This window comes from Sphingomonas sp. AC522, assembly GCF_979258125.1.
Genome location: NZ_OZ409836.1, coordinates 3,128,285 through 3,152,242, shown reverse-complemented (window position 1 = coordinate 3,152,242; position 23,958 = coordinate 3,128,285). Strand labels below are relative to the sequence as shown.

Below are 23,958 nucleotides of genomic sequence, written 5' to 3'. Positions count from 1 at the left end.
CCCCGCCTTCGCGGCGATGACGGCTGTTTCAGTCCGGCTGGATCAAACTCTAGCGCAGCGTAGCCAACGCCTGATCCAGCGTCGGATACCGATCCTGCAAGCTCCGCGCGGCGCGATAGCCCATGCCGGGCGCTTGCTTTTCGCTCCAGCGGCCCGGCGCAATATTGTGGCAGACCTGCATATACAGCGTCGCCGCCGAATATTCGTATCCGCCGAGGTTCGCCAGGTTGAGCCGCGTCACGACGAACTCGCCGCCGCTCTCGAAAACAGTCGCCGGCCGCTGCTTCGAGCACAGCACATATTCCACCCTCGGCGCTTTGTACCACGAGACCCGCAGCCGCGGCGTGTAGCCAGACGGCACGCGCGCGCCCAGATGCGTGGACACTCCCGAGCGGCTCGTCAGTTTGCGCAGCACCTCGCCCCGCCCGGCACGAACTCGTTCGATCCGGCGAATCTGCTGCCAATGGCATTCGCCCTGACGGCAAGTGATCTGGAGCACGCCCGTCGGCACCCTGGGGGCAGGGAAGGGATCGGGCGCCGCGGCAAGCGAGGCGAGCGTCAGAATCATCGCGTCTCTCCCATCAATGCCGTCAGTGTCGTGCCAATATCGTCTGTGCGATAGGGCTTTTCGATCATCGGCGCGCCATAGCCTTCGGGCGCGATGCCATAACCGCTGGCGAAGGCGAACGGGATGCCACGGGCGCGCAGCCGCTCGGCAATGGCATTGCTGCGCTCGCCGGCGAGATTGATGTCGAGGATCGCGGCGTCGATCGCTTCTTCCGCGAGCGCCAGCCCTTCGGAAAGCCGGCTCGCCGGTCCCACGGTCACGCAGCCAAGCTCGTCGAGCATGTCCTCCAGGCACATCGCCACTACCGGCTCGTCCTCCACGACAAGCACGCGAAGCCCTGCCAGCACGCTCATTCGGCACCCTCCGGCAGCGGCGCATCAACCATGCAGACCACGCCCTCGCGGCGGAAATCGATCGTGACGGTCCCTGCCAGCTCGGCGGCGAGCCCGCGCTCGATCATCCGCGTGCCGAAGCCGCGGCGCTCGGGCGCACGAACTTCGGGGCCGCCGCTCTCTTCCCACACCAGCGACAGCCGCGGCGATCCCGCATCGCGAAGGCGCTGCCAGCGGATCGATACGTGGCCGCCGGGCTGCGACAGCGCGCCGTGCTTGACTGCGTTGGTCGCCAGCTCGTGGATTGCCAGCGCCAGGCTAATCGCGGTCTTGGGCATGATCGCAAGATCCGGCCCATCGAGCGTGAAGCGTCCGGCGCCAGCGTGCGGCGCGACAGCGTCGCCGATGATCTGGGTCATCGAGACGAGGCCCCAATGCTCGCGCGTCAGCAAATTATGGGCTTCGGAAAGCGCCGCAAGCCGACCTTCGAACGCGCGCCGGGCCGCTGCCGGATCGCCATCAGCCTTGAAGCTTTGCTGAGCGATGCCTTGGACGATCGCCAGCATGTTCTTCACCCGGTGGTTTAGCTCGTCGATCAGCAGCCGCAGATGCGTTTCGGATCGCTTCGCCTCGGTCATGTCGCGCCCGATTGCATGGAGTGCGGTCGGGCGGCCATGGGCATCGGTGGTGAGCCGCGAATTGACTTCCCAGATCAGTTCGCGGCCATCCTTTGCGCGGACCCTGACCGCAACCCGCGTCGTCCCGCCATGCGTCAGCTTTTGCTGGAGCGCTTCGAAGCTGACCTTGAACTGATCGGCATCCATGAATTCGCTGAAATGCCGGCCGACCACTTCGTCGAGCTCGTAGCCGAGCGTAGTGATCACGGCGGGGTTGACCGAAGTGATGATTTGCCCCGGCGTAGCCGTGATCAGGAAGTCGTTAGCCTCCTCGAAGATCGTGCGGAACCGCGCCTCGCTCTCGCGCAGTTCGTCCTCGGCGCGCCGCCGCTCAGTGATGTCGAACGATATACCGACGAAGCGGTTGGGCCTGTTATCCTCATAATCGATCCGGCTGCCATGGCTCTGGAGCCAGCGTTGCTCGCCGGTGTCCGCGCGACGGATGCGATATTCGATCGTGTAGGGCTCGCCCTGCTCGATGCAGCGATAGACCGCCGCCCGCGCCACTTCCCGGTCTTCGGGAACGATACGGTCGAGCCAATCCTCGGCGGTGCCGCGCAGATCGTCGCGCGGCGCCAGACCCAGGAGATCGAAGCGATTGGGCGACCATTCGCCGGTCATCGTCTCGAGATCGAGTTCCCAGCTGGCCATCCCGGCGCTTTCGGTGGCGAGGCGCAGACTCTCTTCGCTGCGGCGCAGGGCATTCTCCGACTCGCGCCGCTGAGTCACGTCGAGGGTCACTGCGAGCACGCCGAAGGGTTGGCCGTCGGGCTGGCGGATCACAGCCACCGAATTGTTGACCCAGACGATGCCGCCGTCCTCGCGGACATATCTTTTCTCGTGCGTGTAAGGCGTACCCCTGCGCACGGCCCGGTCGAACTTCTTAACGTTGTGGCCAAGATCGTCGGGGTGGGTGATCGATTGCATCGTACGCGTCAGCAGCTTTTCGCGGCTCCACCCGGCGATCTGGCAGAAGCGGTCGTTGACCAGCGTGAAGCGGCCCTCGAGATCGACTTGCGCGAAGCCGGCCGTGGTCTGGTTGATGAAGGCAGAGAGCTGCGCCTCGCGATCGCGCAGCGCGAGTTCGGCCTCCTTCGCTTCGGTGACGTCATGAGCAACGCCGATAAAGCCGATCGGCTCGCCCGCGGCATTCCATCGCGGTTGCGACGTCGAGTTAAGCCAGCGCCAGGCGCCGTCGGCGCGACGGTATCGTCCCTCCAGTGAGAAGGTCTGCAGGCCGGCCTCGCCTGCGGTGGATTCCGCCAGAAGCCTGGCCGCGTCGTCGGGATGAATGATCGATCGCCAGTCGAACGTCAGCGCCTCTTCATAGGAAACTCCCAGGAACGCCACATAAGCGCGATTGACGAAGCTGCGCTGGCGATCGAGCCGCGTCACCCACACGGTAACCGGCGCGCTGTCGGCGATCAGGCGAAACTCGTCCTCCCCTACGGGAAGCGGTGCGTGTCCTGCCTCGGTGGCGGTCATGGACAGGGGTGCGCTCGAAAGGGCATCGCCATCCTCACTAGCCGTAACGTCTGGCGAATCAACGGGGATTGCGCGGGCAGGGCAGGCGGAGAAGGACAACGTTCAAGCCGAAGCCGCCAGAGGGATGGTCGGCGGCTTCGGCTTTGCCCATAGGCACCTTGAGTGGAAGATGCCCGCTCGGGATACGCAACAGGTGCGGCCTGGGGGAAAGCCGACACAGGCGCGGCTCTAGGGCATGCGGGACACGCGCCGATATTCCGGGAAAATGCGGACCCCTAGCTTAACCCGTCTCAAGCCCGCCCTGCCTCCGCTACACGAGCTTTTTTTACGCCTCCTTAACGCTATCCGCTTACCCCTTTTTGGATATCCATCAGGGGGATTTCCGTGCGCATTTTGATCGTGGACGACGAACCGGCGATGCACCAATCGTATCGCCAGGTGTTCGGCGGTAGCCGCACCGGCGGCAGCGATGCGGCGCTCGGGGCAATGGCAGCCGAATTGTTCGGCGATGACGACGGCGACCATTTGTCGGCGTCGATCCGGCCCGATGCGCCCACGGATTTCGAATGCAGCTACCACATGCAGGGTCTGGATGCCGTCTCGGCGATCCAGGATTCGATCGACACCGGCGAGCGCTTTGCAGTCGCGTTCATCGACGTCCGCATGCCTCCCGGCATCGACGGCAAGGAGACCGCCAAGCGCATCCGCGCGCTCGATCCGGACATCAATCTGGTGATCGTCACCGGCTATTCGGATTTCTCGCCGCTCGACATCAGCCGCGCGGCCGGCCCCGCCGACAAGATCTTCTACATCGCCAAGCCCTTCCAGGCCGAGGAAGTGATGCAGACGGCGAGCGCGCTCAGCCATCGCTGGCAAGTCGATGGCGAACTACGCGGCGCAATCGCATTGCTCCAGGAACAAAAGCTCGAGCTCGCCGCCAATGAATCGCGCGCGGTCCACATGGCGAATCATGATTCGCTCACCGACGCGCCCAATCGGCTGTCCTTCCTCCACGAACTGGGCCAGGCCGTGCGCGGCGATCAATGCTTCGCGATGGCAATGATGGACCTGGATCGCTTCAAGCTGGTCAACGACACGCTCGGCCACCTGGCGGGCGACGAACTGATCCGCATGGTCTGTGAAATCCTCCACGAACAGGTGCCAGCGGGCGGCTTTGTCGCGCGGCTGGGCGGTGACGAATTCGCGATGCTGATGCACGTCAGCGGCGAGGACGAAGCCGTGATGGCGTGCGAGAAGATGCTCAAGGCGTGCTCGGTCAGCTTCAAGGTGATGGGCCATTCGGTGCAGGGCGGTGCCAGTGTCGGCCTCGTGATCGTCGAGCCGGGCTCGACCGGCGATCCCATCGACGTGATGCGCCGCGCCGATCTCGCGCTCAACGAAGCCAAGCGCCAGGGGCGCGGCTGCGTGCGGGTGTTCGACGAGAGCATGGACGAATCGATCCGCTTCCGCCGCCAGATCGAGAACGGCCTCTCGGGGGCGATCGCCAAGGGTGAGCTCAAGCTGGTCTTCCAGCCGATCGTCGCCCGTGAAGCGCTTCAGATCACTGGTTTTGAGGCACTGATCCGCTGGTGCAGTCCCGAATATGGGATGGTCTCGCCAGCGCTGTTCATTCCGATCGCCGAGGAATCGAACCTTATCCATGAGCTCGGCGATTGGGTGATCGACGAAGCCGTCCGCACGCTCAAGACCTGGCCCAGCCAATATGTCTCGGTCAATTTCAGCCCGCGCCAGTTCCGCCGCCACAATTTCGTCGGCCATGTCGTCGAGCGCGTGACCAATGCGGGCGTCGATCCGATCCGCTTCCAGATCGAAATCACCGAAACCGCGATCTTCGATAATGTCGAGCGCGCGGCCGATACCCTGTTCAAGCTGCGCCAGATGGGCTTCCGCATCGCGCTGGACGATTTCGGCACCGGTTATTCGAGCCTCTACAATATCCGCCGCTTCGCGCTCGATTGCCTCAAGATCGATCGCAGCTTCGTCGATGGCATGGGCCGCGAGCGCGAAAGCGCGGCGATTGTCCACTCGATCATCCATCTCGGCCGTGCGCTGGGTATGGAAGTCGTCGCGGAAGGCGTCGAAACCGAAGCCCAGTTGCAGGCGCTTCGCGTGGCCGGCTGCAGCCACTTGCAGGGCTATTATCTTGCCCGGCCGATGGACGCCGAGGACGCTCTGGCACTCGCGCAGCGCGGCACGATGCTGGAGGACGGTGCGGAAGATGCCGCGCTCGAACTGGAACCGGGTAACGGGACGCGCGGCTGATGCGATTGCCAGGGCGCCTCCGCGCGCCGGCCTCGCTCGGGGCCAAGCTCGTATTGATATTGACCGGCGTCGGGCTGCTCGGCGCCGTCGCGCTGACTGTGTTTCTCGCCACCGTCATCACGCCCGGTTTCAACCAGCTCGAGCGCGACGCCGTCAACGCGCATGTCGCGCGGACCGAAGCCGTGGTCCACGATCTCGCCGCCAAGGTCGAGAATGCCGTCCGGGATTATGGCGACTGGAATTCCAGCTACGATTACATGGCCGCGCCCAACAAGGCATTCGAGGAAGAAAGCTTCTCGACGCTGGCGATGGTCAATCTCGACGTCAACGGCATGGCCTATGTCGGCAATGACGGGCGGATCGTGATCGCGCGTTGGCTCGATATCGAGAAGCAGGCCGACGTCCCTGCGATGCGCGCACAGCTTGCCCAGGCGATCCGGACGCTCGACGCGCACAAGGCGCTCAAGGGCAACAGTTCGGCGGGTTTCTACTTGAAGCTCGGCGACACGTTGGCCGCGGTCGGCGTTGCGCAGGTCCGCCGCAGCGATGGCAGCGGTGATCCGCGCGGTTATGTGTTGATGGCGCGCGCGGTCGGCTCGGCGCAGCTCGGCAATATGCTCCAGCTCAAGGCCAGCATCGCGCTCACCGATCAGTCGAACCAGGTGACGATCACCCCCAGCCGCTCGCGGACGCAGATTTCGGTGCCGATCCCCGGTCCTGACGGCCGCGCCATCGCAACCGCGGCCTATTCAGTCCCCCGCGACTTGTCCGGCTTGGGCTTCAAGATGCTGCTGATCGCAGTCATCGGATCGTCGCTGTTGCTGGCGATCGTGCTGTGGGTGCTGCGCCGGATGATCGCGCGGCTCGTGCTCAAGCCCTTGAATCGGGTCGAGCGTCATATGGGGCTGGTCCGCCAGTCGGGCAATCTCAGCCTGCTCACCGATGGTCAGAGCGCGGACGAGATCGGCAGCCTCGTCACAAGCTTTAATTCGATGCTCGCCCAGCTCAAGGATCTGCGCGAGCAACTCGAAAGCCAGAGTTTCGCGCTCGGGCGCAGCGAGAGCGCAGTCGCGGTGATGCACAATGTTCGCAATGCTCTCAATCCGATCAGCACCGTGCTGAGCCAGGGCGCGAACCGCGAGGCCGCGATCGACCGCGCCACGCTCGATCGTGCGCTTTCGGAGTTGATGAAGGACGATGTCCCCGCGATACGCCGCCAGAAGCTCGTCGCCTTCGTCGCGGCTGCCAGCCAGGCAGTCGAGGACGAGCGCGAGGACCGCAAGCAGCAGTTCGCTATCGGCCGCGAGGCACTGCATCACGTTCTCGAGATCATCGGCAGCCAGCAGGAGGCCGCGCACGAGCGCCCGCCGCTCGACGCGTGCGACATCACCGACATCGTCGCTCAAAACGCCACGATCGCACGCTATTCGGGCGAAACGTCGATCGCTTTCACCTTCCCTGGCAAGCCGCATTGGGTCATGGCGAGCCGCGTGATCCTCTCGCAGGTTGTCGGCAATCTCTTCTCGAATGCCACCGAGGCGATTGCAGCAACGGGCCGCACCAGCGGCAGCATCACCGTCTCGATCCACGAAAAGGGCGATCGCGTCGAAATCGCGATCCGCGACGATGGCGAAGGCTTTGATCCCGCCACCGTTCCCACGCTGTTTCAGCGCGGCTTTTCCACGCGTGCACACAAGTCGGGCGGGCTCGGGCTCCACTGGTGCGCGAATTCGATGCTCGCCATGGACGGGAGCCTTGAACTCCGCAGCGATGGCAAGGGTCAGGGCGCGCGCGCAGTGCTGACACTAGGGCTCGCGGAAATCGATAGAGGCGACGCCGAAATGGCGGCTTAGGCTGTTTCTGCGAACGCCTTTTCCGATGGGGTGTCGGAAGATTTGCTGGTCTCGGTGGACCGGCTAGCCAGCTTCAGAGGCACGAATCCCCAGCCGTCGAACACCATCGGAACCGATGGCTTGTTCTCCGCACTGCGAAACCCGCCGGCATAGTCGTGCATGATTCCCCCTAGGGGCATCTCTGTAGCGGAGAAACACTTCACGGTTAAGGAATATTAGTAGGTGCGGGAATGGCTGCGCTGACAAGTCGTGTCCAATCGGCACACCGTCCTCGCCACTCGAAAACGCCTCAGCCCGCCTTGCGACGCGCCACCACATCATCCCGCCGCCGTAGATAGGGCGCGACCAGGTTGCGCGCTCTGAACCATTCCTGCCGGTCTGGATCCAGCGCATCGAAATTGGCAATCACGCGCCGGCATTCGGGCGCGCGGCATTGGCAGATCATGTGCCAGTTGCTCTCGCGAAGCGTCGTCGAATAGTCCCAGCTGATCTCCTCGCCCGGCGCGATTGCCCGCACCGCGACCAGGAAGATGCCGGCATCGGTGAAGCGCAGCCCGGCATTCGGCGCGCAGCTATGATTGACGAGATCGTCGATCCGTCCGCTCGGGCCCATATAATGATCGGGAGTCACCTGGACGAAGCGGTCGCCGCGACCCCGCATCAGGCTCGGCACGCGATCGGCATGGAAGCGCCGCCCGGTGAACTCGATCAGCATATCGCCCTCGGCGAAGGGCGCCGAGGCAAAGACCGCCTTGCCCAGATGGTTCTCGCCGACGCTGAAGAGATTGTTCGAAGGCCGGTAGCGGTCGAAGATGCGCAGGCCGCCGCGGCGCGCGCCGAACGAGCGCAAAGGATTGATCGTCGCCAGCCCGATCAGGAACCAGACGCTGGCATGGCAGAGCAGTTCGACAAGCACATAGCCGAGCTCGGCGACGCCCAGTTCGGCGCCGCGCACTGCGATCAGCAGCGTGGCGAGATCGCCGAAGGTCCACAGCCCCCAAGCCGGGGAGCGCTCGCGCGCGCGATCGGTCCATACGCTCTGCCAGGTCGGCCAGAAGCTCACCGGGACGGCGATTACGACCAGCATGTGCGCCCAGAATGCTTCGCGGAAGACCAGCCACAGCACTAAAGCGCTCATGCTGGCGGCGATGCAGAAGGTTTCGGTGGCAGTGGGCGGCGACCAGGACGAACGGCTCCAGATGCCGATCGTGACGACGATGCAAGCAATCGCCGAGACCGCGAACACCCAGCCTTGGGGCGCGCCCGGGTTGACCGCGGCATAGGTCAGCGCTTCCAGCCCGGTCGCGGCACTCCAGATCAGCCAGGAGGCACGGTTGGGCTGGACCAGGTCACGGCGCAGGCCAAGCAGGTACACCGCATAGCCCGTAAAGCTGAATCCGACCGCCAGCAGAAACCAGATGTCGATGCCCGAAATGGCGCCCTCCCAAACGCCGCGTTTACCATGTTCGGATTCCGCCGTCTACGCGCGACTCGTGGTGAATCCGCGAGTCGCGCAGACTCGCTCAGCTGCAGTTAGCGACGGACTCTAAGACGATTTCTGACCATTCGGGGCGGCAGATCAGCAGGTCTGGGATGCTCGTGCTGGCTTGGTTGTAGACGATCGGGCTGCCGTCTATCCGCGAGCAGTGCAGCCCCGCCGCCAGCGCCACCGCGACCGGGGCGCAATTGTCCCATTGGTGCTGGCCGCCGGTGTGGAGGTAGATCTCGGCCTCGCCGCGCACCACGGCCATGGCCTTGGCGCCTGCCGATCCCATGGCGATCTGTTCGGCGCCGATCTTGGTTCCGACATCCGTGCAGAGCAGGCTCGGTCGGCTGCGGCTGACCAGCATCCGCGGCGGCACGCGGCCGCCTGGAAGCGTCGGCGGGGTGTCGCTCGAAAGCGTGCAGCCTAGCCGCGGCAATGCGACTGCGCCCGCAACTGCCGTGCCATCGACCGCCAGCGCGATATGCACCGCCCAGTCCGCGCGGCTTTCGGCAAACTCTCGCGTCCCGTCGAGCGGATCGACGATCCACACGCGGCTGCGCGACAGCCGCACCGGATCATCGGTAGATTCCTCCGAGAGGATCGCATCGTCTGGCCGCGCTGCGTGCAGCCGCTCGAGGATCAGCAAATTCGCCTCGCGATCACCCCGCGCACCGTCCGCGCCTTCCTCCTGGATGCGCAGCAGCAGCGCGCCAGCTTCCTCGGCGATCGTACGCGCGAGTTCCGCGTCCGAGAGCCAGTCGGCGCTCAAATCACCGGGCTCCACGTGCCCATGATCGTCTCGACGATCCGCTCCGCCGCGGCCTCGGGGCTCTCGCGCGTCGTGTCCACGCGGATCTCGGGCTCAAGCGGCGGCTCATAGGGGCTGGAAATGCCCGTGAAATTGGCGATCTCCCCGGCGCGGGCCTTCTTGTAGAGGCCCTTCACATCACGCGCCTCGGCCGCTTCCAGCGGGGTATCGACGAAAATCTCGAAGAACTCGCCCTCGGGCAGCATCGCCCGCGCCAGGTCGCGCTCGGCGCGGAACGGCGAGATGAAGGCCGTCAACACGATCAGGCCGGCATCGGTCATCAGTTTCGCCACTTCGCCCACACGGCGGATATTCTCCACTCGGTCCGCATCGGTAAAGCCCAGATCGCGATTGAGCCCGTGCCGGATATTGTCGCCGTCGAGCAGGAAGCTGTGCTTGCCGAGTGCGTGCAGCCGCTTTTCAACGAGATTGGCGATCGTCGATTTGCCCGAGCCCGAGATTCCGGTGAACCACAACAGGCGCGGCATCTGGTTCTTCTGCCGCGCATGCGCCTCGCGATTGATCTCGACCGCCTGCCAATGAACGTTCTGCGCGCGCCGCAGCGAGAAATTGAGCATGCCGGCGGCGACCGTGGCGTTGGTCGCCTTGTCCACCAGGATGAAGCCCCCAAGATCTTGGCTGTCGGCATAGGGTTCGAACACGATCGGCCTGTCGGTGTAGACTTCGGCCAAACCGATATCGTTGAGCTCCAGCGTCTTGGCAGAAAGCTCGGCCATGGTGTTGATACACACCAGATGTTCGGGCGGCTGCACCGTCGCAGTCACGGTCTGGGTGCCGAGCTTGAGCCAATAGCCGCGGCCAGGCAGCAATTCGGTCTGGTCCATCCACACGATCGTCGCCTGGAACTGGTCGGCGGCCTGGGGCGGGGCGTCGGCGGAGGCGATCACGTCGCCGCGCGAGCAATCCAATTCGTCGGCAAGGGTGATCGTCACGCTTTCGCCCGCGACGGCCTCTGCCCTGTCTCCGCCCATTGCGACGATCCGCTTCACTTCGGTCGTGCGCCCCGAAGGCAATATCCGCACCTTGTCGCCCGGCTTGACGCTGCCGCTCGAAATCATGCCAGCAAAGCCACGGAAATCGAGATTGGGGCGATTGACCCATTGTACTGGCAGCCGGAACGGCTTGGTCCGGTCGGCATCCACGTCGAGCTCGACTAGATCGAGATGATCGATCAGCGCCGGGCCCGCGAACCACGGCGTGTTGTCCGAAAGCGTAGTGATATTGTCGCCCTTGAACCCCGAAATCGGGATCGGCGTGAACTCGCCAATCCCGATGCTCTCGGCAAAGCCACGATATTCGGCGACAATCTCCTCGAAGCGCTGCCGATCGTAGCCGATCAAATCCATCTTGTTCACGGCGAGCACGACGTGGCGGATGCCGAGCAAATGCGCGAGATAGGAATGCCGCTTGGTCTGGGTGAGCACGCCCTTGCGCGCATCGATCAGGATCACGGCGAGATCGGCGGTCGAGGCGCCGGTCACCATGTTGCGCGTATATTGCTCGTGCCCCGGCGTATCGGCGACGATGAACTTGCGTTTCTCGGTCGCGAAGAAGCGATAGGCGACGTCGATGGTGATGCCCTGCTCGCGCTCCGCCGCCAGGCCGTCGACCAGCAAAGCGAAGTCGATGTCCTGGCCCTGCGTACCCACGCGCTTGGAATCGCTTTCGAGCGCTGAGAGCTGATCCTCGAAAATCTGCTTCGAATCGTAGAGCAGCCGTCCGATCAGCGTCGACTTGCCGTCATCGACCGACCCGCAGGTGATGAAGCGCAGCAGCGACTTGCTCTGATGGAGTGCGAGATAGGCGGAGATGTCCGAGGAGATCAGTGCATCGGGGCGGTAGGACGTCATGCCAACACTCCGTCATGCTGAACTTGTTTCAGCATCCATGGTGCAACAAGCGGCTGCTTGGCCCGTGGAGGGATGGATCCTGAAACGAGTTCAGGATGACGACAGGAGGGGAGGCGAGGGGTGAACATCAGAAATATCCCTCCTGCTTCTTCTTCTCCATCGACGCCGCCTGATCGTGATCGATCGCGCGCCCCTGCCGCTCGCTCGTCGTGGTCAACAGCATCTCGCGGATCACTGCCTCCAGATCGGCCGCCTCGCTCTCCACCGCGCCGGTCAGCGGATAGCAACCGAGCGTACGAAACCGCACCGATCGCTCGACCGGCACTTCGCCGGGCGACAGCCGGAAGCGATCGTCATCGACCATTAGCAGCAGCCCGTCGCGCTCCACTGTCGGCCGCGGCGCCGCGAAATAAAGCGGCACGATCTCGATCCCTTCGGCGAGGATATATTGCCAGATATCAAGCTCGGTCCAGTTCGAGATCGGGAACACCCGCATGCTCTCGCTCTTGGCCTTGCGGGCATTGTAGAGCCGCCAAAGCTCGGGCCGCTGATTCTTGGGGTCCCAACGATGTAAGGCGGTGCGGAACGAGAAGACGCGCTCCTTGGCGCGCGATTTCTCTTCATCGCGCCGCGCGCCGCCGAACGCCGCGTCGAAGCCGTGCAGGTCCAGCGCCTGCTTCAATCCCTCGGTCTTCCACATGTCGGTGTGTAGCCCGCCATGATCGAATGGGTTGATGCCCTGTGCCTCGGCATCGGGATTCTTGTGGACCAGCAATTCCATCCCCGCCGCCGCGGCAGCCTTGTCGCGCAGATCGTACATCGCGCGAAACTTCCACGTCGTATCGACATGCAGCAGCGGGAAGGGCGGCGGCGCGGGATAAAAGGCCTTGCGCGCGAGATGCAGCATCACTGCCGAATCCTTGCCGATCGAATAGAGCATCACCGGGCGCTCGGCCTCGGCGACGACTTCGCGCAGGATATGGATGCTCTCGGCCTCGAGCCGCTGAAGGTGCGTCAGCCGCGCACGGGAGGGAGTCGGGCCTTGCAGCATGGCGGCTATCTAGGAAGCGTCGCACGGGGCCGCGATCTAGTAAATGTTTAGCCTCGGATACCCGCGATCCAGCTCCGCGAAACTGCCCAAGGCGCTGCCTCTTTCAGCACGCCCAGGAACGCGGAGCGTGGGTGGGGTCAGAGGCTGTCGAGAGCCGCGCGCAAATTGGATTGGCTGCGCTCGAGCAGTGCCTTCGCCTCCGCCAAGCCAAGCCCTCGCGCCAGCAAGACCGCCAGCTTGATGTCGTTCCCGGCCGTTGCCAGCGCCACCTCCGCCCTCGCCAGGTCGACGCCGGCGATATCGCGCACCATAGCCTGGCCGCGCGCGAGCAGCTTGGCGTTCGAGACCTGCATGTTCACCATCAGCCCGCGATGGACGAGGCCAAGGCGCAGCATGATCGCCGTCGAGAGCGTATTGAGCACCACCTTCTGCGCAGTGCCGGCCTTCATCCGCGTCGATCCCGCAATCACTTCGCTGCCGGTGTCGGCAAGGAGCGCGTGCTCGGCCAGGTCGAGCACTGGCGCGCCGGCATTGTTGGAGACGCCGATGGTCAGCGCGCCCGCCTCGCGCGCCGCCTCGATCGCCGCCAGCACATAGGGCGTCCGCCCGCTAGCCGCGACGCCGATCAACACATCGCGCGCGCCGATACCTGCTGCCGCCAGATCGGCCCGCGCCGCGTCGCGATTGTCCTCGGCGCCCTCCTGCGTCTTCATCAGCGCGGCGGGGCCGCCGGCCATCAGGAACACCAGCCGGGTCTCGGGCCAGCCGAAGGTGGGGGTAAGCTCTACCCCGTCCTGCACGCCGATCCGCCCGGATGTGCCCGCGCCGGCATAAGCAATCCGCCCGCCGCCGCGCAGCCGCTCTGCCGCCGCCTCGCTTGCGGCGGTCAGCGCCGCGATCTGGCTTTCGACTGCGGTCACGGCATCGGCCTGCGAAGCGAGGATCGCCTTGATCGCATCCGCAGTCGGCCAATTGTCGATATCTACGAAGCGCGGGTCAATGGTCTCGGTGGTCATGGCCGGCGCTCCGTCGGCACCAGCGTCGCGGGCATCCCCGCAAGCAGCAGCGCCCCGTCGAGCGGGTCGGTCACCGGCGCGCTCAGCCGCTCGACGGTGCGTGCGCGCAGCCAAGGCTGGATCCGTGCGGAGAGCCCTCCGGCCAGCGCGCAGCGCTCAGCGCCGCGCGCGAAGATCGTCTCGATGAAGCGCTCGATATGCGAAACCGCATCCTCGACGATCGAGCGGGCGATTGTGTCGCCGCTCTCGGCATAGTCCATTACCAAAGGCGCAAAGGCGGCATAATCTTTGGGCGTCGCGACATCCATCCACGCGACGGCCTGCGCAGTGTCATGCGCGAAATCGGCAGTCACGGCCTTGCTGAGAGCAGTCGGCTCGCTGCGCCCGTCCAGCGCACGCAGTGCGTGGCGCATCGCGCTCAGGCCCAGTGCCGCGCCGCTGCCCTCGTCGGAAATCGGGAAGCCATAGCCGCCGATAGTGAAGCTGCGCCCGCCGGTGCTGACCATGGCGACGCTGCCGGTGCCGATGATCAAGGTCGCGCCGTCCTGGCCTGCATGCGCACCCAGATTGGCGATCACTGCGTCGGTAGCAAAGGCTGCCGTTGCGAAGGGGAAGGGCAGGGCCTCGATCTGCTCGCGCACCCCGGTGCGGCCGATGCCGGCAATTCCCATGCCCGCGCGGATAGTCGCCACCGCATCAGCATTGAGCTCGGCCTGCGCGATCGCGGCATTAACGACTTCGTCAAGCGTGGCATGGAGTTGCTCGATGCCGACGCGGGTATTGGCAGGTCCGCCCTCGGCCTCGCCGAGGATGCGGCCGGTGTCATCGGCCAGACGGCTGCGGCAATGGCTGCCGCCTGCATCGATTCCGAGGAAATAAGTCATGCCGCCTACTCTAGCGCGGCGGGCAGGGACCGCGCCATGCCCGAGCGCGGCGCAGCCTATAGGCTTGGGGCATGGCCCCCGCCCGGGAAATCAGCCGCGCGGCTTGCCCACCCCAACCAGCGTCAGCCCCGCTTTCGCGGCGTCGGCGGGCGGATAGATGTTGCGCAGATCGACCAGCAACGGCGTCCTGAGCAGCGACTTGATCCGGCCAAGATCGAGTGCGCGGAAGGCATCCCATTCGGTGACGATCACCAGCGCATCTGCGCCCTCCGCGGCGGCATAGGCGCTGCTCGCAAACTCGACGTCCTTCAGCAACGGCCTTGCCTGCTCGACGCCCTCGGGATCATAGGCCTTCACTGTCGCGCCGGCATCCTGCAGCGCCGCGATCACCGAGATGCTCGGCGCGTCGCGCATATCGTCGGTATTGGGCTTGAAGGTGAGCCCGAGCACGCCGACGGTCTTGCCGCGCACGTCGCCGCCCATCGCCTTGATCACCTTGCGCCCCATTGCGCGCTTGCGATTGTCATTCACCTGCACGGTCGCCTCGACGATGCGCAGCGGCGTCTCGTTATCGGCGGCAGTCTTCAACAGCGCCAGCGTATCCTTGGGGAAGCACGATCCGCCATAGCCGGGGCCGGCGTGGAGGAACTTGGAGCCGATGCGGTTGTCTAGCCCGATCCCGCGCGACACTTCCTGCACGTCGGCGCCGACTTCCTCACACAGATCGGCGATCTCGTTGATGAAAGTGATCTTGACCGCCAGAAAGGCATTGGCCGCATATTTGATCAGCTCCGAAGTACGCCGCCCGGTGAACAGGATCGGCGCTGCCTGATTGAGCGAGAGCGGGCGATAGATTGCGCGCATCACATCGCGCGCAGCCTCGTCCTCGGCTCCGACCACGACGCGGTCAGGATGCTTGAAATCGTCGATCGCCGCGCCTTCGCGCAGGAATTCGGGGTTGGACACGACCATCGCGCCGCTGTCGGGCGCGTGCTGGCGGATGATCCGCTCGACTTCGTCGCCGGTGCCGACGGGCACGGTCGATTTGGTGACGATCACGGCCGGGCCGGTCAGCGCGCCGGCAATCTCCTCGGCGGCGGCATAGACGTAGGACAAATCGGCATGTCCGTCGCCGCGGCGGCTGGGAGTGCCGACCGCGATGAAGATCGCGTCCGCATCCTTCACGGCTTCGGTCAGGTCGGTGGTGAAGGACAAGCGCCCTGCCTTGACGTTCGATGCCACCAGCGCGTCGAGCCCGGGCTCATAGATCGGCATCACATTCTGGTGGAGCAAGTCGATCTTGCGCTGGTCCTTGTCGACGCAGACCACATCATGCCCGAAATCCGAGAAGCAGGCGCCAGAGACGAGGCCGACATAGCCCGTGCCGATCATTGCAATGCGCAACGCTGAATTCCTTGGGATTGGATCAAAGCGCGCCCTTAGCGCAGCCAGCCGCCGCGGCAAAGCTGTGGGCGCTCCGCCGTCATGTAGGAAGCATGCGGACAATAAAAAAGCGGCCCGAAATCGGGCCGCTTGGTATTTCCGCCTGGGAAACCGTCCGGGCCGGTCAGCACTGCCTCGATTGAAGCAGCTTCACTGCCGGCCCGGAAGTAACGATCGGCTTAGAAGGGGCGAATGGTGTCGCCCGAGCTGCCGTCGCGGAAAAGCAAGTTGAACGCGAACATTGATGTTCTCCCATCGGTGCGCAGCGATGCGCACTCACATAGTTAAATTTTTCTTAACCAAAAATCAATAAGGAATTCTGCGGAGTTGGCGGCGGTTCCGCGACTTCCCTGGGGTGTGCCTTAACCGTTCCTTCAACGGTCAGCGGCTAGGTGTTTTGGCAATGTCGGCGCGTATCGAACCCTCGAAGGCCAAGACGAACGATGCGCCCGCCGCAGCGAAGGGTTCTCCGCAACCATCTCAAATCGCTAGTGAAACCAAGTCGGCCACGCCGCGCGGCAAGGGCGGCAAGCGCCGTGCCGACATGCATTCGCGAATCCAGATGCCCAAGCGCCCGGGCTGGAAACGGCCAAGTAACGATCGCAAGGGCGATGCGCGTTACTGGCGCATCCTGAGTCTGTGCGAGATCGCCAACTTCGTCTCGCTGCGCCGCCATCTCGGCCGCGCGCGTGCCGATTTGCTGATTCTCGATATCGCCGAGCGGATCACCGCCCTGTGCCCCGATGCGCGCATCACGCCGGTCGGCCGCTCGCTGGTCGAGATCGCCTTCGAGCGCGCATCTCCCGAGATTGCGGCCTCGGACATCGACCGCTTTCGTAAGGCCTTCCAGCGCAAGATCGACCTGGACGGCGAGCCTTACCAGCTTAACCTGCACTTCGGCGTGGCCGCCGCGCCGGCAAGCGAGAATGACGAAGTCCGCCTCGCCGAATCCGCCGAATCCGCGCTGGAGCAGGCACAGGCCGAAGGCCGCGTAGTGATGCTCGATCTGTCGCGCGCCGATCTCGCGTTCGACAAATTGACTCTGATGCGCGAGCTGCCGCGTGCGATCGCCAATGGCGAGATGTTCCTGCAATATCAGCCCAAGGTTCATGTCCGCCGCCAGCAGATCGCGAGCGCTGAGGCACTGGTGCGCTGGCAGCATCCGGTCCGCGGGCTGATCCTGCCGGGCGACTTCATCTCGGTCGCCGAGCAGGCCGGCGAGATCTGCGCGCTTACCCTGTGGACGCTGCGCCAGGTGATCGCGGACCAGAAGCACCTCGCCGCCGCCGGCTATGACCTAACCCTGTTCCTCAACATTTCGGGCATGCTCCTCGCCGACGCCAATTTCGTCGCAGAGGCCTGTGAGATCGTGACATCGACCGAGGCCAAGCTGGGCTTCGAGATCACCGAGACCGCAGTGATCCGCGACCCCGAAAGCGCGATACGCCATTTGCAGACCTTCGCCGATATCGGCGTCCAGCTCGCGATTGACGATTATGGCGCAGGGCTTTCCTCGCTCGCCTATCTCAAGCAGCTCCCGGCAACCGAGCTCAAGATCGACAAGATGTTCGTGCTCCAGTTGACCAGCAGCAATCGCGATCCGCTGATCGTCCGCTCGACCATCGACCTGGCGCATGCGCTCGACATGGAAGTCACCGCCGAGGGCGTCGAAACCCCGTCAGCGCTGGCGCTGCTCAGCGTGATGGGCTGCGACATGGTCCAAGGCTATCTGATCTCGCGCCCGATCGGGCTGGAGGCCTTCCGCAAGTTCCTCGACGAGGATGCGCACAAGGCGGCGGCGGGCGGCATCCCCACTTTCGCCCGGCCTGAGAGCTTCTGGAAGCGCGCCTGATGCGCGCGCTGCTCGCCTGCATGATGCTGGCGCTGGGGCTGGTGCTGGCCGGACCCGCATCTGCGGCGGGCGCCTCCTTTCCGCGCCCCGTCCAGGCGCAGATCGATGCGGCCAAGGATGCGATGATGGCCGATCCGGCCCTGACGCTGCGTCACGTCGCGCAGCTCGAGACCCTTGCGCGCAATCTTCCGGACGAGCGGCAGCGCGCGCTTGCTCTCGCGACTGCGCGTTGGCTCGGCGCAGAGGCGAATCTGCGCAGCAACGCCCCGGAGCGGGCCGGGCCTCTGCTCACCGATGGGCTCAAGCGGATTGAGAAGGTCGTCGGGCCAACCAAGCTGCGCGGCGATTTGCTTATGGCCCAAGGCGCGCTCTACGCGGCGAGCGAACGCGCCGTGGAGGCTCTGAACAATTATCAGGAGGCGTTCCGCATCTTCGGCGAGGTCAAGGAGACCCGGAGCCAGGCGATGGCGCTCCAGACTATCGGCACCCTGTATTTCTCTGCCAACGACGGTGTCCGAGCCGAAGAATATCTTCGCCAGGCGGCCGAACTCTATGATGGCGACCCGGTCCTGTCCTTCACGCTCCACAACAATCGCGGCAACGTCCTCGCGACGCTCGAGCGCCATGCGGAAGCCGAGAAGGAATATCAGGCCGCGCTCGATATCGCGCGCCAGATGAAGAAGCCGCTCCTCGAAGCGCGCATCCTCGTCAATCTCGCGCGCAATCAGATCGACCTCAAGCATTATGAGGCCGCGGAGCGCTCGCTCGAGACAGGCTTCGAGCTCATCCGCGGCGAGGATGTCGACATGCTCCGCCGCTCGATGCTCGCCACTGCGGCGCGGCTCGCCGAAGAGCAGGGCAATCAATCGCGTGCGCTGGAGCTGATCCGCGACGCCTTTGCCGGCGTCGATCTCAAGGACACGACAAGCGAGTTCCGCTTCCCGCATCTCTATGCCTATCAGATCTACAACAAGGCGGGATTTGCGCGCGAGGCGCTGATCCATCTGGAGGCGCTCAAGCGGCTGAGCGACGAATCCGCCAAGGTCGCCACCACCACCGGCGCGGCGCTGATGGCTGCGCGGTTCAATTCGGCCAAGCAGGAAGCCGATATCCAGACGCTCAAGACGCGCGATGCCGAGCGGCGGTCGCAGATCCTGGTCGCGACGGTCGGCGCGACGCTGGTCGTGATGGTCATGCTCGCCTGGGGGTTGCTCACGATCCGCCGCAGCCGCAACAAGGTTGCCGCCGCGAACGTCGTGCTGGGTGAGACCAATGTCGCGCTTGAAAAGGCGTTGCAGGCCAAGACCGAGTTCCTCGCGACCACCAGCCACGAGATCCGTACGCCGCTGAATGGCATCCTGGGCATGACACAAGTCATGCTGTCCGATCCGAAGCTCGAGGCGCAGACCCGCGATCGCATCGGCATCGTCCACGGCGCCGGCGTGACGATGCGCGCGCTGGTCGACGACATTCTCGATGTCGCCAAGATGGAAACCGGCAACCTCACCGTCGAGACCGCGCCGATGGACATGTGCGCGGTGCTCCGCGACGTGACGCGGATGTGGGAAGAACAGGCCGTCGCCAAGGGCCTCACCTTCCGCCTCGAACTCACCCATGCGCCGTGCTGGATCGTCAGCGATGCCGGGCGGATGCGCCAGATCATATTCAATCTCCTTTCGAACGCGATCAAGTTCACCGAAAAGGGCGGTGTCATCGTCCGCGCGATCGATGAAGGCGAGGGCGAGGCCCGGCGCCTCAAGCTGGTCATCGCCGATACCGGCATCGGCATTCCGCCCGACAAGTTCGACGCGATCTTCGAAAGTTTCCGCCAGGTCGATACCAGCACCACGCGCAAGTTCGGCGGCACCGGGCTTGGCCTCACCATCTGCCGCAACCTCGCCATGGCGCTCGGCGGCGACATCCATGTCGAGAGCGAGGCCGGGCAGGGCTCGCGCTTCATCCTCGACGTGCCGCTCGTCCCCGCCGAAGCGCCGCAAGTCGACGATATCCCGGGTGCAGGCAGCGGAACCTCGATGCTTATTCTAGATCGCAACCCCATCGCCCGCTCGATGCTTCGGACCCTTTTCACGCCGCGCGTTGCCAGCTTGCGATTCGCCGCCAGCGCGGAAGAAGCACTGATCATGATCGGGGAGAGCGCGCCCACCCACCTTTTGATTGACGAGGCCACCGTCAAAGCCGGCAAAACAGACCCTGTGGAAACGATTCAGACACTATGTGCGGCCGCAACTGACACCGCGATCACCGTTCTCTGGGTCAAGCCAGCCGGCGAGACAATGTCTGAGCTTCGTGCGGCAGGCGTCGGGCAAATAGTCGAAAAACCAGTCACCGGATCGGCCTTGATCGAGGCGATCATTCCACAAGCGGAACAAAATTCAACTTCAACCGATACGGACATGCTTGCCACTCGGGCGGCGTAGGGCGATAGCACACCCCAATATGATAAAAACGGTCGCCAGCTTCGTGTTCCCAATCCCCCGGATCGGACACGCATGAACATCCTCTTCATCGAAGATGATCCGATGAACCGGCGTGTCGTGAAGGACATGCTCGACGTTGCCGGCGCGACCATGGCCGAGGCCGCCTGGGCCGAGGAAGGCCTGGCGATGCTCGACGAGGACACGTTCGATGTCATCCTTGTCGATCTGCGCATGCCCGGCACCGACGGCTTCGAGACGATCCGCCGCATCCGCGCTCGTGATGACGCAAAGGGCGAGCTTCCGATCATCGTCGTGACCGCGGACACCGCTGTCGATCTGCGCGAGCGCTGCCTCGCGATCGGCGCCGACGACGTTCTCTTTAAGCCTGTCGCGATGGACGCTTTGTTCGATTCGATCGGCCGCGTCCTGGCGACCCGCGGCGGCGGGATGATGCTCTAGGGCTATCCCATGCCGGCCGGCCACTCTTATTTCGAAGCCGGCGCCTCAACGTCGCTTGCGCGACTCCAATTCGCGTTTCTTTGCGCGGGCGTCTCCAGCCCGGCGCAACTTCATCCAATATGCGCGGCGCAGATGCCATATGAGGAAGACCGATCCAGCGAGGACGGTTGTGCCAGTAATGCCATAAAGCAACGCAAACCTGATCGTGGGGTCGTGCATAAGCCTCTACAATATGTGCCAAATTCGCTTGGAGGGTTTTAAGCCGGGAGCAGGTCCGGGCAAGTGCCTATCGACAGAATGTTTCTGCGATGCATCAATCCTCCAAGATCTTTGAGTGTTTGGCCGTATCACGCATGCGCAGATAGGTAATCAGCGAAACCGCAATCATTGCAGTGACGTACAGATAAAATCCGCGCTCCCACTTGATCGTCTCTTTGAACCACTGCGCCACATAAGGTGCTGTTCCGCCGAAGATCGCATTGGCCAGCGCATAGGGAAGAGCGACCCCTAACGTACGGATATGTGCGGGAAACAGCTCGGCCTTTACGACTGCGTTGATCGAAGTGTAGCCCGTCACGATCACCAGTGCTCCGGTCATCAGCAGGAATGCCGCGAACGGCGTCTCGACACGCTCGAGCGCCATGAAGATCGGCCAGGTGAGCAGTACGCCAAGCACGCCGAACCCGACCATCAGCGGCTTTCGCCCGATCCGGTCCGACAATGCGCCGGCCAGCGGCTGGATGCACATGAAGACGAGAAGCGCGCCGGCATTGATCTGTGCCGAGACTTCCTTGGAGAAGCCGCTGGTGCTGGTCAGGAAGGTGAGCAGGTAGATCGAATAGGCATAGAAAGCGAGCGTCCCGCCCGCGGTCAGCAGCATCACCACCGCGGCCTCGCGCGGGTGCTTGGTAAACAGCGCGCCGAAGGACGATTTGTGCTCGGTGGTTCGCTTTTCGAAGCTTTCGGTCTCGGGGAGCTTCCTGCGCAGCCAGAATACGAACACCGCCAGCACGGCCCCTACTGCAAACGGGATACGCCAGCCCCATTCGGCGAGATCGTTCTTCGCCATCACCGTCTGGAGCAGGATCAGCACGCTCAGCGAGATCAACTGCCCCGATATCAAGGTCACATATTGGAAGCTGGAGAAGAAGCCGCGGTGGCGCTTGCCTGCCATTTCGGAGAGATAGGTCGCGCTCGCACCATATTCGCCGCCAACCGAAAGCCCCTGGATCAGCCGCGCGACCAGCAACGAAAGCGTCGCCCACGCGCCGATCTGCTCATAGCTCGGCGTGACTGCGATCATCAGTGAGCCGAGGCACATCAGCGTCACCGACAGCGTAAGCCCGGCTTTGCGCCCCTTGCGGTCGCCATAAACGCCCATCAGCCACCCGCCGATCGGCCGCATGAAGAAGCCGACCGCGAAGATCGCCCAGGCATTCATATTTTGCGCGACGGCGTCGCCCTTGGGGAAATAATGCGGCGCGAGATATGCTGTGAACGCCGCATAGGCATACCAGTCATACCATTCGACCAGATTGCCCGCCGATCCGCCAAGGATCGATCGGACGCGATTGCGCGGCTTTGTGCTCTCCATGAGGGTGGTTATACCGACGCGGGAACCGCCGCCTAGTGCCCGCGATTTGCTTGCCAACGGATCGGCTTTGCGCTTGAGATCGGGCATTGGATCATAAGGGTTTAGAGCGATGCGTGGGGTTGTACTGGCTGCATTTGCAGGGCTGACGCTGGTGGGCTGCGAGGCCGCCGACGAGAAGCAGGCCGCAGCGACCGGCGAGGTTCGCCTGACCAACGCCTCGATGAAGGATGTCGCGCGCCTTACCAAGGCCGCGCGCGCCAAGACGCTGATGCAGCCCGGCCAGTGGCAGACCGCGCTGACGGTGATATCGGCCGATCTGTCGGCCTTCCCCGAGGGCGCAAGGCGCAATTCGCAGATGGAAGCGATCAAGGAGCAGGAGCGCAACGCGGAAGGGTGCCGCACCGCCGATGAACTCAAGCCCTTCGATATAGACAATCTCGAACAGGTCGCCGGCCAATGTACATTCCCACGCTACACGCAGGCGGGCGGCAGGATCGACGCCGAAATCCATTGCGGCGAGGGCGCCAGCAAGACCGTGTTGGTCGCATCCGGAATGCTGTCTCGCGCGGCATATGACGTGACGATCGATCAGAAGACCGGCGCCCCGGGCGCTGCGAACTATCTTGGCCTCAAGCTCCGCGCCACCGGCAGGCGGACCGGCAATTGCGTCGCCAAGGTGGGGTAGGCCTGGGAGCCTGGCATTCTCGGCCGATGGCCGAACTTCGCCGCTTCAGGCGGTGTCCCGGCCTTTCTATGCTTGAAAAATAGGAATTCCCCTGATAGGTGGCCGCCATTCGCGCCGCAGCCCATGCTCCGGCGAACCCTATTCTATTGTTTTGAAGCGCGAGGCTCTTTTACAACATGCAAATCATCGTACGTGACAACAATGTCGATCAGGCGCTCCGCGCGCTCAAGAAGAAGCTGCAGCGCGAGGGCGTGTATCGCGAGATGAAGCTTCGTCGTCACTACGAGAAGCCCAGCGAGAAGCGCGCCCGTGAGCGCGCCGCTGCGGTCCGCCGCGCGCGCAAGCTCGAGCGCAAGCGCGTCGAGCGCGACAGCGCACGGTAAGTTTAGTCTCGGGGGAGACCCCCGAGATTACTAAACTTCATCAACATTTGCGTCGTTTGAGCTGCCTGCTGGAGCCGAATCCATGTCGTCCGTGACCGCCGTTCCGCTCCAGCCAGTCAAGCGCAGCCACAAGGTCTGGCTATGGCTCGGCGTGCTCGCCGCGATAGCGCTTGCTGCGGCGCTGGCCTGGTGCGGCACCCGCGCCGCAGTTGCGGTGCGCGGCACCGATGCGCAGTTCCTCAGCTGGAATAGGGGTCAGGCGGGCGTCAAGACCACTGCCTCGGGCTTGCAATATCAGGTGCTCAAGGAAGGCGAGGGTCCGAACGGCTCCGAAGGCGACTATGTCCTCGTCAATTATGAGGGCAGCTTCCGCAACGGCAAGATCTTCGACAAATCGGATCGTCCGGCGCCGTTTCCGCTTCAGGAAGGCGCTGCGATCAAGGGCTTTTATGAGGGCCTGAAGCTGGTCAAGGCCGGCGGCGTCTATCGCTTCTGGATCCCGGCCGAGCTCGCTTATGGCGCGCAGTCGCCCGATCCCGATCGCATCCCGCCCAATTCGATGCTGATCTTCAAGGTCACGGTCGATCGCATCATCCCCGCCGCTATCGTCCAGCAGATGATGATGCAGCAGATGATGCAGCAGGGTGGTCCTCAGGGCGGTGCGCCCCAAGGCGGTCCGCAGGGTGGCGCTCCAGGCGCTCCACAGGGTGGCGCCCCGCAGGGTGCGCCTGAGGGCCCCGCGTCTGTTCCTCAGGGGCAATAACCGTCCTCCCGGCATCCCCGGGGTGAT

20 protein-coding genes are annotated in these 23,958 nt (G+C 64.1%); 8 read left to right on the top strand and 12 right to left on the bottom strand.

What is annotated here, in order from left to right:
* Positions 1–49: 49 nt before the first annotated feature.
* From ACZZZM_RS15730 to ACZZZM_RS15720, 3 genes are read right to left on the bottom strand one after another with little or no spacing between them, the layout of a single operon-like run.
* Entirely contained in the window at positions 50–568 is a 519-nt protein-coding gene (locus ACZZZM_RS15730) for a hypothetical protein (protein ID WP_463596017.1), read from the bottom strand.
* Entirely contained in the window at positions 565–921 is a 357-nt protein-coding gene (locus tag ACZZZM_RS15725; protein ID WP_463596016.1) for a response regulator, read from the bottom strand. Before ACZZZM_RS15725 ends, ACZZZM_RS15730 begins: the two co-directional genes overlap by 4 nt.
* Entirely contained in the window at positions 918–3,062 is a 2,145-nt protein-coding gene (locus ACZZZM_RS15720) for a PAS domain-containing sensor histidine kinase (RefSeq protein WP_463596015.1), read from the bottom strand. The genes ACZZZM_RS15725 and ACZZZM_RS15720 overlap by 4 nt, the downstream gene beginning before the upstream one ends.
* Before the next feature lie 417 nt (positions 3,063–3,479).
* On the opposite strand from ACZZZM_RS15720, the gene ACZZZM_RS15715 reads away from it, so the two are divergent.
* Positions 3,480–5,345 (top strand): two-component system response regulator, encoded by a 1,866-nt coding sequence (locus ACZZZM_RS15715; RefSeq protein ID WP_463596466.1) that lies wholly within the window; start codon positions 3,480–3,482, stop codon positions 5,343–5,345.
* Positions 5,345–7,198 carry a sensor histidine kinase gene (locus tag ACZZZM_RS15710; RefSeq protein WP_463596014.1) on the top strand — a complete coding sequence of 618 codons (1,854 nt, stop codon included), beginning with the start codon at positions 5,345–5,347 and terminating at the stop codon, positions 7,196–7,198. Before ACZZZM_RS15715 ends, ACZZZM_RS15710 begins: the two co-directional genes overlap by 1 nt.
* On the opposite strand, the gene ACZZZM_RS15705 is transcribed toward ACZZZM_RS15710, so the two are convergent.
* The 8 genes from ACZZZM_RS15705 to ACZZZM_RS15670 all read right to left on the bottom strand — a co-directional run bounded on the left by ACZZZM_RS15705 (position 7,195) and on the right by ACZZZM_RS15670 (position 15,718).
* Complete coding sequence (locus ACZZZM_RS15705; protein ID WP_463596013.1) at positions 7,195–7,359, bottom strand: hypothetical protein; 165 nt, start codon at positions 7,357–7,359, stop codon at positions 7,195–7,197. The genes ACZZZM_RS15710 and ACZZZM_RS15705 overlap by 4 nt on opposite strands.
* Positions 7,360–7,487: 128 nt before the next feature.
* Entirely contained in the window at positions 7,488–8,573 is a 1,086-nt protein-coding gene (locus ACZZZM_RS15700; protein WP_463596012.1) for an SET domain-containing protein, read from the bottom strand.
* A 148-nt stretch (positions 8,574–8,721) separates the two neighbouring features.
* A complete protein-coding gene (locus tag ACZZZM_RS15695) occupies positions 8,722–9,453 on the bottom strand; it encodes a 3'(2'),5'-bisphosphate nucleotidase CysQ (RefSeq protein WP_463596011.1) in 732 nt (243 codons plus the stop codon).
* Positions 9,450–11,363, bottom strand: coding sequence for a sulfate adenylyltransferase subunit CysN (gene cysN, locus ACZZZM_RS15690; RefSeq protein ID WP_463596010.1), 1,914 nt, complete (start codon positions 11,361–11,363; stop codon positions 9,450–9,452). Before cysN ends, ACZZZM_RS15695 begins: the two co-directional genes overlap by 4 nt.
* A gap of 127 nt (positions 11,364–11,490) precedes the next feature.
* Positions 11,491–12,414 (bottom strand): sulfate adenylyltransferase subunit CysD, encoded by a 924-nt coding sequence (gene cysD / locus ACZZZM_RS15685; protein WP_463596009.1) that lies wholly within the window; start codon positions 12,412–12,414, stop codon positions 11,491–11,493.
* A gap of 137 nt (positions 12,415–12,551) precedes the next feature.
* Complete coding sequence (locus tag ACZZZM_RS15680; protein WP_463596008.1) at positions 12,552–13,430, bottom strand: N-acetylmuramic acid 6-phosphate etherase; 879 nt, start codon at positions 13,428–13,430, stop codon at positions 12,552–12,554.
* A complete protein-coding gene (locus ACZZZM_RS15675; protein ID WP_463596007.1) occupies positions 13,427–14,314 on the bottom strand; it encodes a glucosamine kinase nucleotide-binding domain-containing protein in 888 nt (295 codons plus the stop codon). Before ACZZZM_RS15675 ends, ACZZZM_RS15680 begins: the two co-directional genes overlap by 4 nt.
* 90 nt (positions 14,315–14,404) lie before the next feature.
* Positions 14,405–15,718 carry a UDP-glucose dehydrogenase family protein gene (locus ACZZZM_RS15670; protein ID WP_463596006.1) on the bottom strand — a complete coding sequence of 438 codons (1,314 nt, stop codon included), beginning with the start codon at positions 15,716–15,718 and terminating at the stop codon, positions 14,405–14,407.
* 442 nt (positions 15,719–16,160) lie between these two features.
* Here ACZZZM_RS15670 and ACZZZM_RS15665 point away from each other — a divergent pair, with 442 nt between their 5' ends.
* From ACZZZM_RS15665 to ACZZZM_RS15655, 3 genes are all read left to right on the top strand, one after another.
* Positions 16,161–17,609, top strand: a complete 1,449-nt coding sequence (locus ACZZZM_RS15665) for a putative bifunctional diguanylate cyclase/phosphodiesterase (protein ID WP_463596005.1) — start codon at positions 16,161–16,163, stop codon at positions 17,607–17,609.
* Positions 17,609–20,047 (top strand): ATP-binding protein, encoded by a 2,439-nt coding sequence (locus ACZZZM_RS15660; RefSeq protein WP_463596004.1) that lies wholly within the window; start codon positions 17,609–17,611, stop codon positions 20,045–20,047. The genes ACZZZM_RS15665 and ACZZZM_RS15660 overlap by 1 nt, the downstream gene beginning before the upstream one ends.
* 72 nt (positions 20,048–20,119) lie before the next feature.
* A complete protein-coding gene (locus ACZZZM_RS15655) occupies positions 20,120–20,506 on the top strand; it encodes a response regulator (protein WP_463596003.1) in 387 nt (128 codons plus the stop codon).
* 313 nt (positions 20,507–20,819) lie between these two features.
* Here ACZZZM_RS15655 and ACZZZM_RS15650 read toward each other — a convergent pair whose 3' ends face one another.
* Positions 20,820–22,100: an MFS transporter gene (locus tag ACZZZM_RS15650; RefSeq protein ID WP_463596002.1), complete on the bottom strand. Its 1,281-nt coding sequence runs from the start codon at positions 22,098–22,100 to the stop codon at positions 20,820–20,822.
* A gap of 109 nt (positions 22,101–22,209) precedes the next feature.
* Here ACZZZM_RS15650 and ACZZZM_RS15645 point away from each other — a divergent pair, with 109 nt between their 5' ends.
* The 3 genes from ACZZZM_RS15645 to ACZZZM_RS15635 all read left to right on the top strand — a co-directional run bounded on the left by ACZZZM_RS15645 (position 22,210) and on the right by ACZZZM_RS15635 (position 23,931).
* Positions 22,210–22,785 (top strand): DUF3617 domain-containing protein, encoded by a 576-nt coding sequence (locus ACZZZM_RS15645; protein ID WP_463596001.1) that lies wholly within the window; start codon positions 22,210–22,212, stop codon positions 22,783–22,785.
* Between the two features lie 176 nt (positions 22,786–22,961).
* Positions 22,962–23,168 carry a 30S ribosomal protein S21 gene (gene rpsU / locus ACZZZM_RS15640; protein WP_019368605.1) on the top strand — a complete coding sequence of 69 codons (207 nt, stop codon included), beginning with the start codon at positions 22,962–22,964 and terminating at the stop codon, positions 23,166–23,168.
* Positions 23,169–23,250: 82 nt separating this feature from the next.
* Entirely contained in the window at positions 23,251–23,931 is a 681-nt protein-coding gene (locus ACZZZM_RS15635; RefSeq protein WP_463596000.1) for an FKBP-type peptidyl-prolyl cis-trans isomerase, read from the top strand.
* The last annotated feature ends 27 nt before the right edge of the window (positions 23,932–23,958 follow it).

Excerpts from the sequence above, each read along its gene's own strand:
- ACZZZM_RS15730 (WP_463596017.1), bottom strand. The coding sequence starts at position 568 with ATGATTCTGACGCTCGCCTCGCTTGCCGCGGCGCCCGATCCCTTCCCT.
- ACZZZM_RS15725 (WP_463596016.1), bottom strand. The coding sequence starts at position 921 with ATGAGCGTGCTGGCAGGGCTTCGCGTGCTTGTCGTGGAGGACGAGCCG.
- ACZZZM_RS15720 (WP_463596015.1), bottom strand. The coding sequence starts at position 3,062 with ATGACCGCCACCGAGGCAGGACACGCACCGCTTCCCGTAGGGGAGGAC.
- ACZZZM_RS15715 (WP_463596466.1), top strand. The coding sequence starts at position 3,480 with ATGCACCAATCGTATCGCCAGGTGTTCGGCGGTAGCCGCACCGGCGGC.
- ACZZZM_RS15710 (WP_463596014.1), top strand. The coding sequence starts at position 5,345 with ATGCGATTGCCAGGGCGCCTCCGCGCGCCGGCCTCGCTCGGGGCCAAG.
- ACZZZM_RS15705 (WP_463596013.1), bottom strand. The coding sequence starts at position 7,359 with ATGCACGACTATGCCGGCGGGTTTCGCAGTGCGGAGAACAAGCCATCG.
- cysN (WP_463596010.1), bottom strand. The coding sequence starts at position 11,363 with ATGACGTCCTACCGCCCCGATGCACTGATCTCCTCGGACATCTCCGCC.
- cysD (WP_463596009.1), bottom strand. The coding sequence starts at position 12,414 with ATGCTGCAAGGCCCGACTCCCTCCCGTGCGCGGCTGACGCACCTTCAG.
- ACZZZM_RS15680 (WP_463596008.1), bottom strand. The coding sequence starts at position 13,430 with ATGACCACCGAGACCATTGACCCGCGCTTCGTAGATATCGACAATTGG.
- ACZZZM_RS15675 (WP_463596007.1), bottom strand. The coding sequence starts at position 14,314 with ATGACTTATTTCCTCGGAATCGATGCAGGCGGCAGCCATTGCCGCAGC.
- ACZZZM_RS15665 (WP_463596005.1), top strand. The coding sequence starts at position 16,161 with ATGTCGGCGCGTATCGAACCCTCGAAGGCCAAGACGAACGATGCGCCC.
- ACZZZM_RS15660 (WP_463596004.1), top strand. The coding sequence starts at position 17,609 with ATGCGCGCGCTGCTCGCCTGCATGATGCTGGCGCTGGGGCTGGTGCTG.
- ACZZZM_RS15655 (WP_463596003.1), top strand. The coding sequence starts at position 20,120 with ATGAACATCCTCTTCATCGAAGATGATCCGATGAACCGGCGTGTCGTG.
- ACZZZM_RS15650 (WP_463596002.1), bottom strand. The coding sequence starts at position 22,100 with ATGGAGAGCACAAAGCCGCGCAATCGCGTCCGATCGATCCTTGGCGGA.
- ACZZZM_RS15645 (WP_463596001.1), top strand. The coding sequence starts at position 22,210 with ATGCGTGGGGTTGTACTGGCTGCATTTGCAGGGCTGACGCTGGTGGGC.
- rpsU (WP_019368605.1), top strand. The coding sequence starts at position 22,962 with ATGCAAATCATCGTACGTGACAACAATGTCGATCAGGCGCTCCGCGCG.
- ACZZZM_RS15635 (WP_463596000.1), top strand. The coding sequence starts at position 23,251 with ATGTCGTCCGTGACCGCCGTTCCGCTCCAGCCAGTCAAGCGCAGCCAC.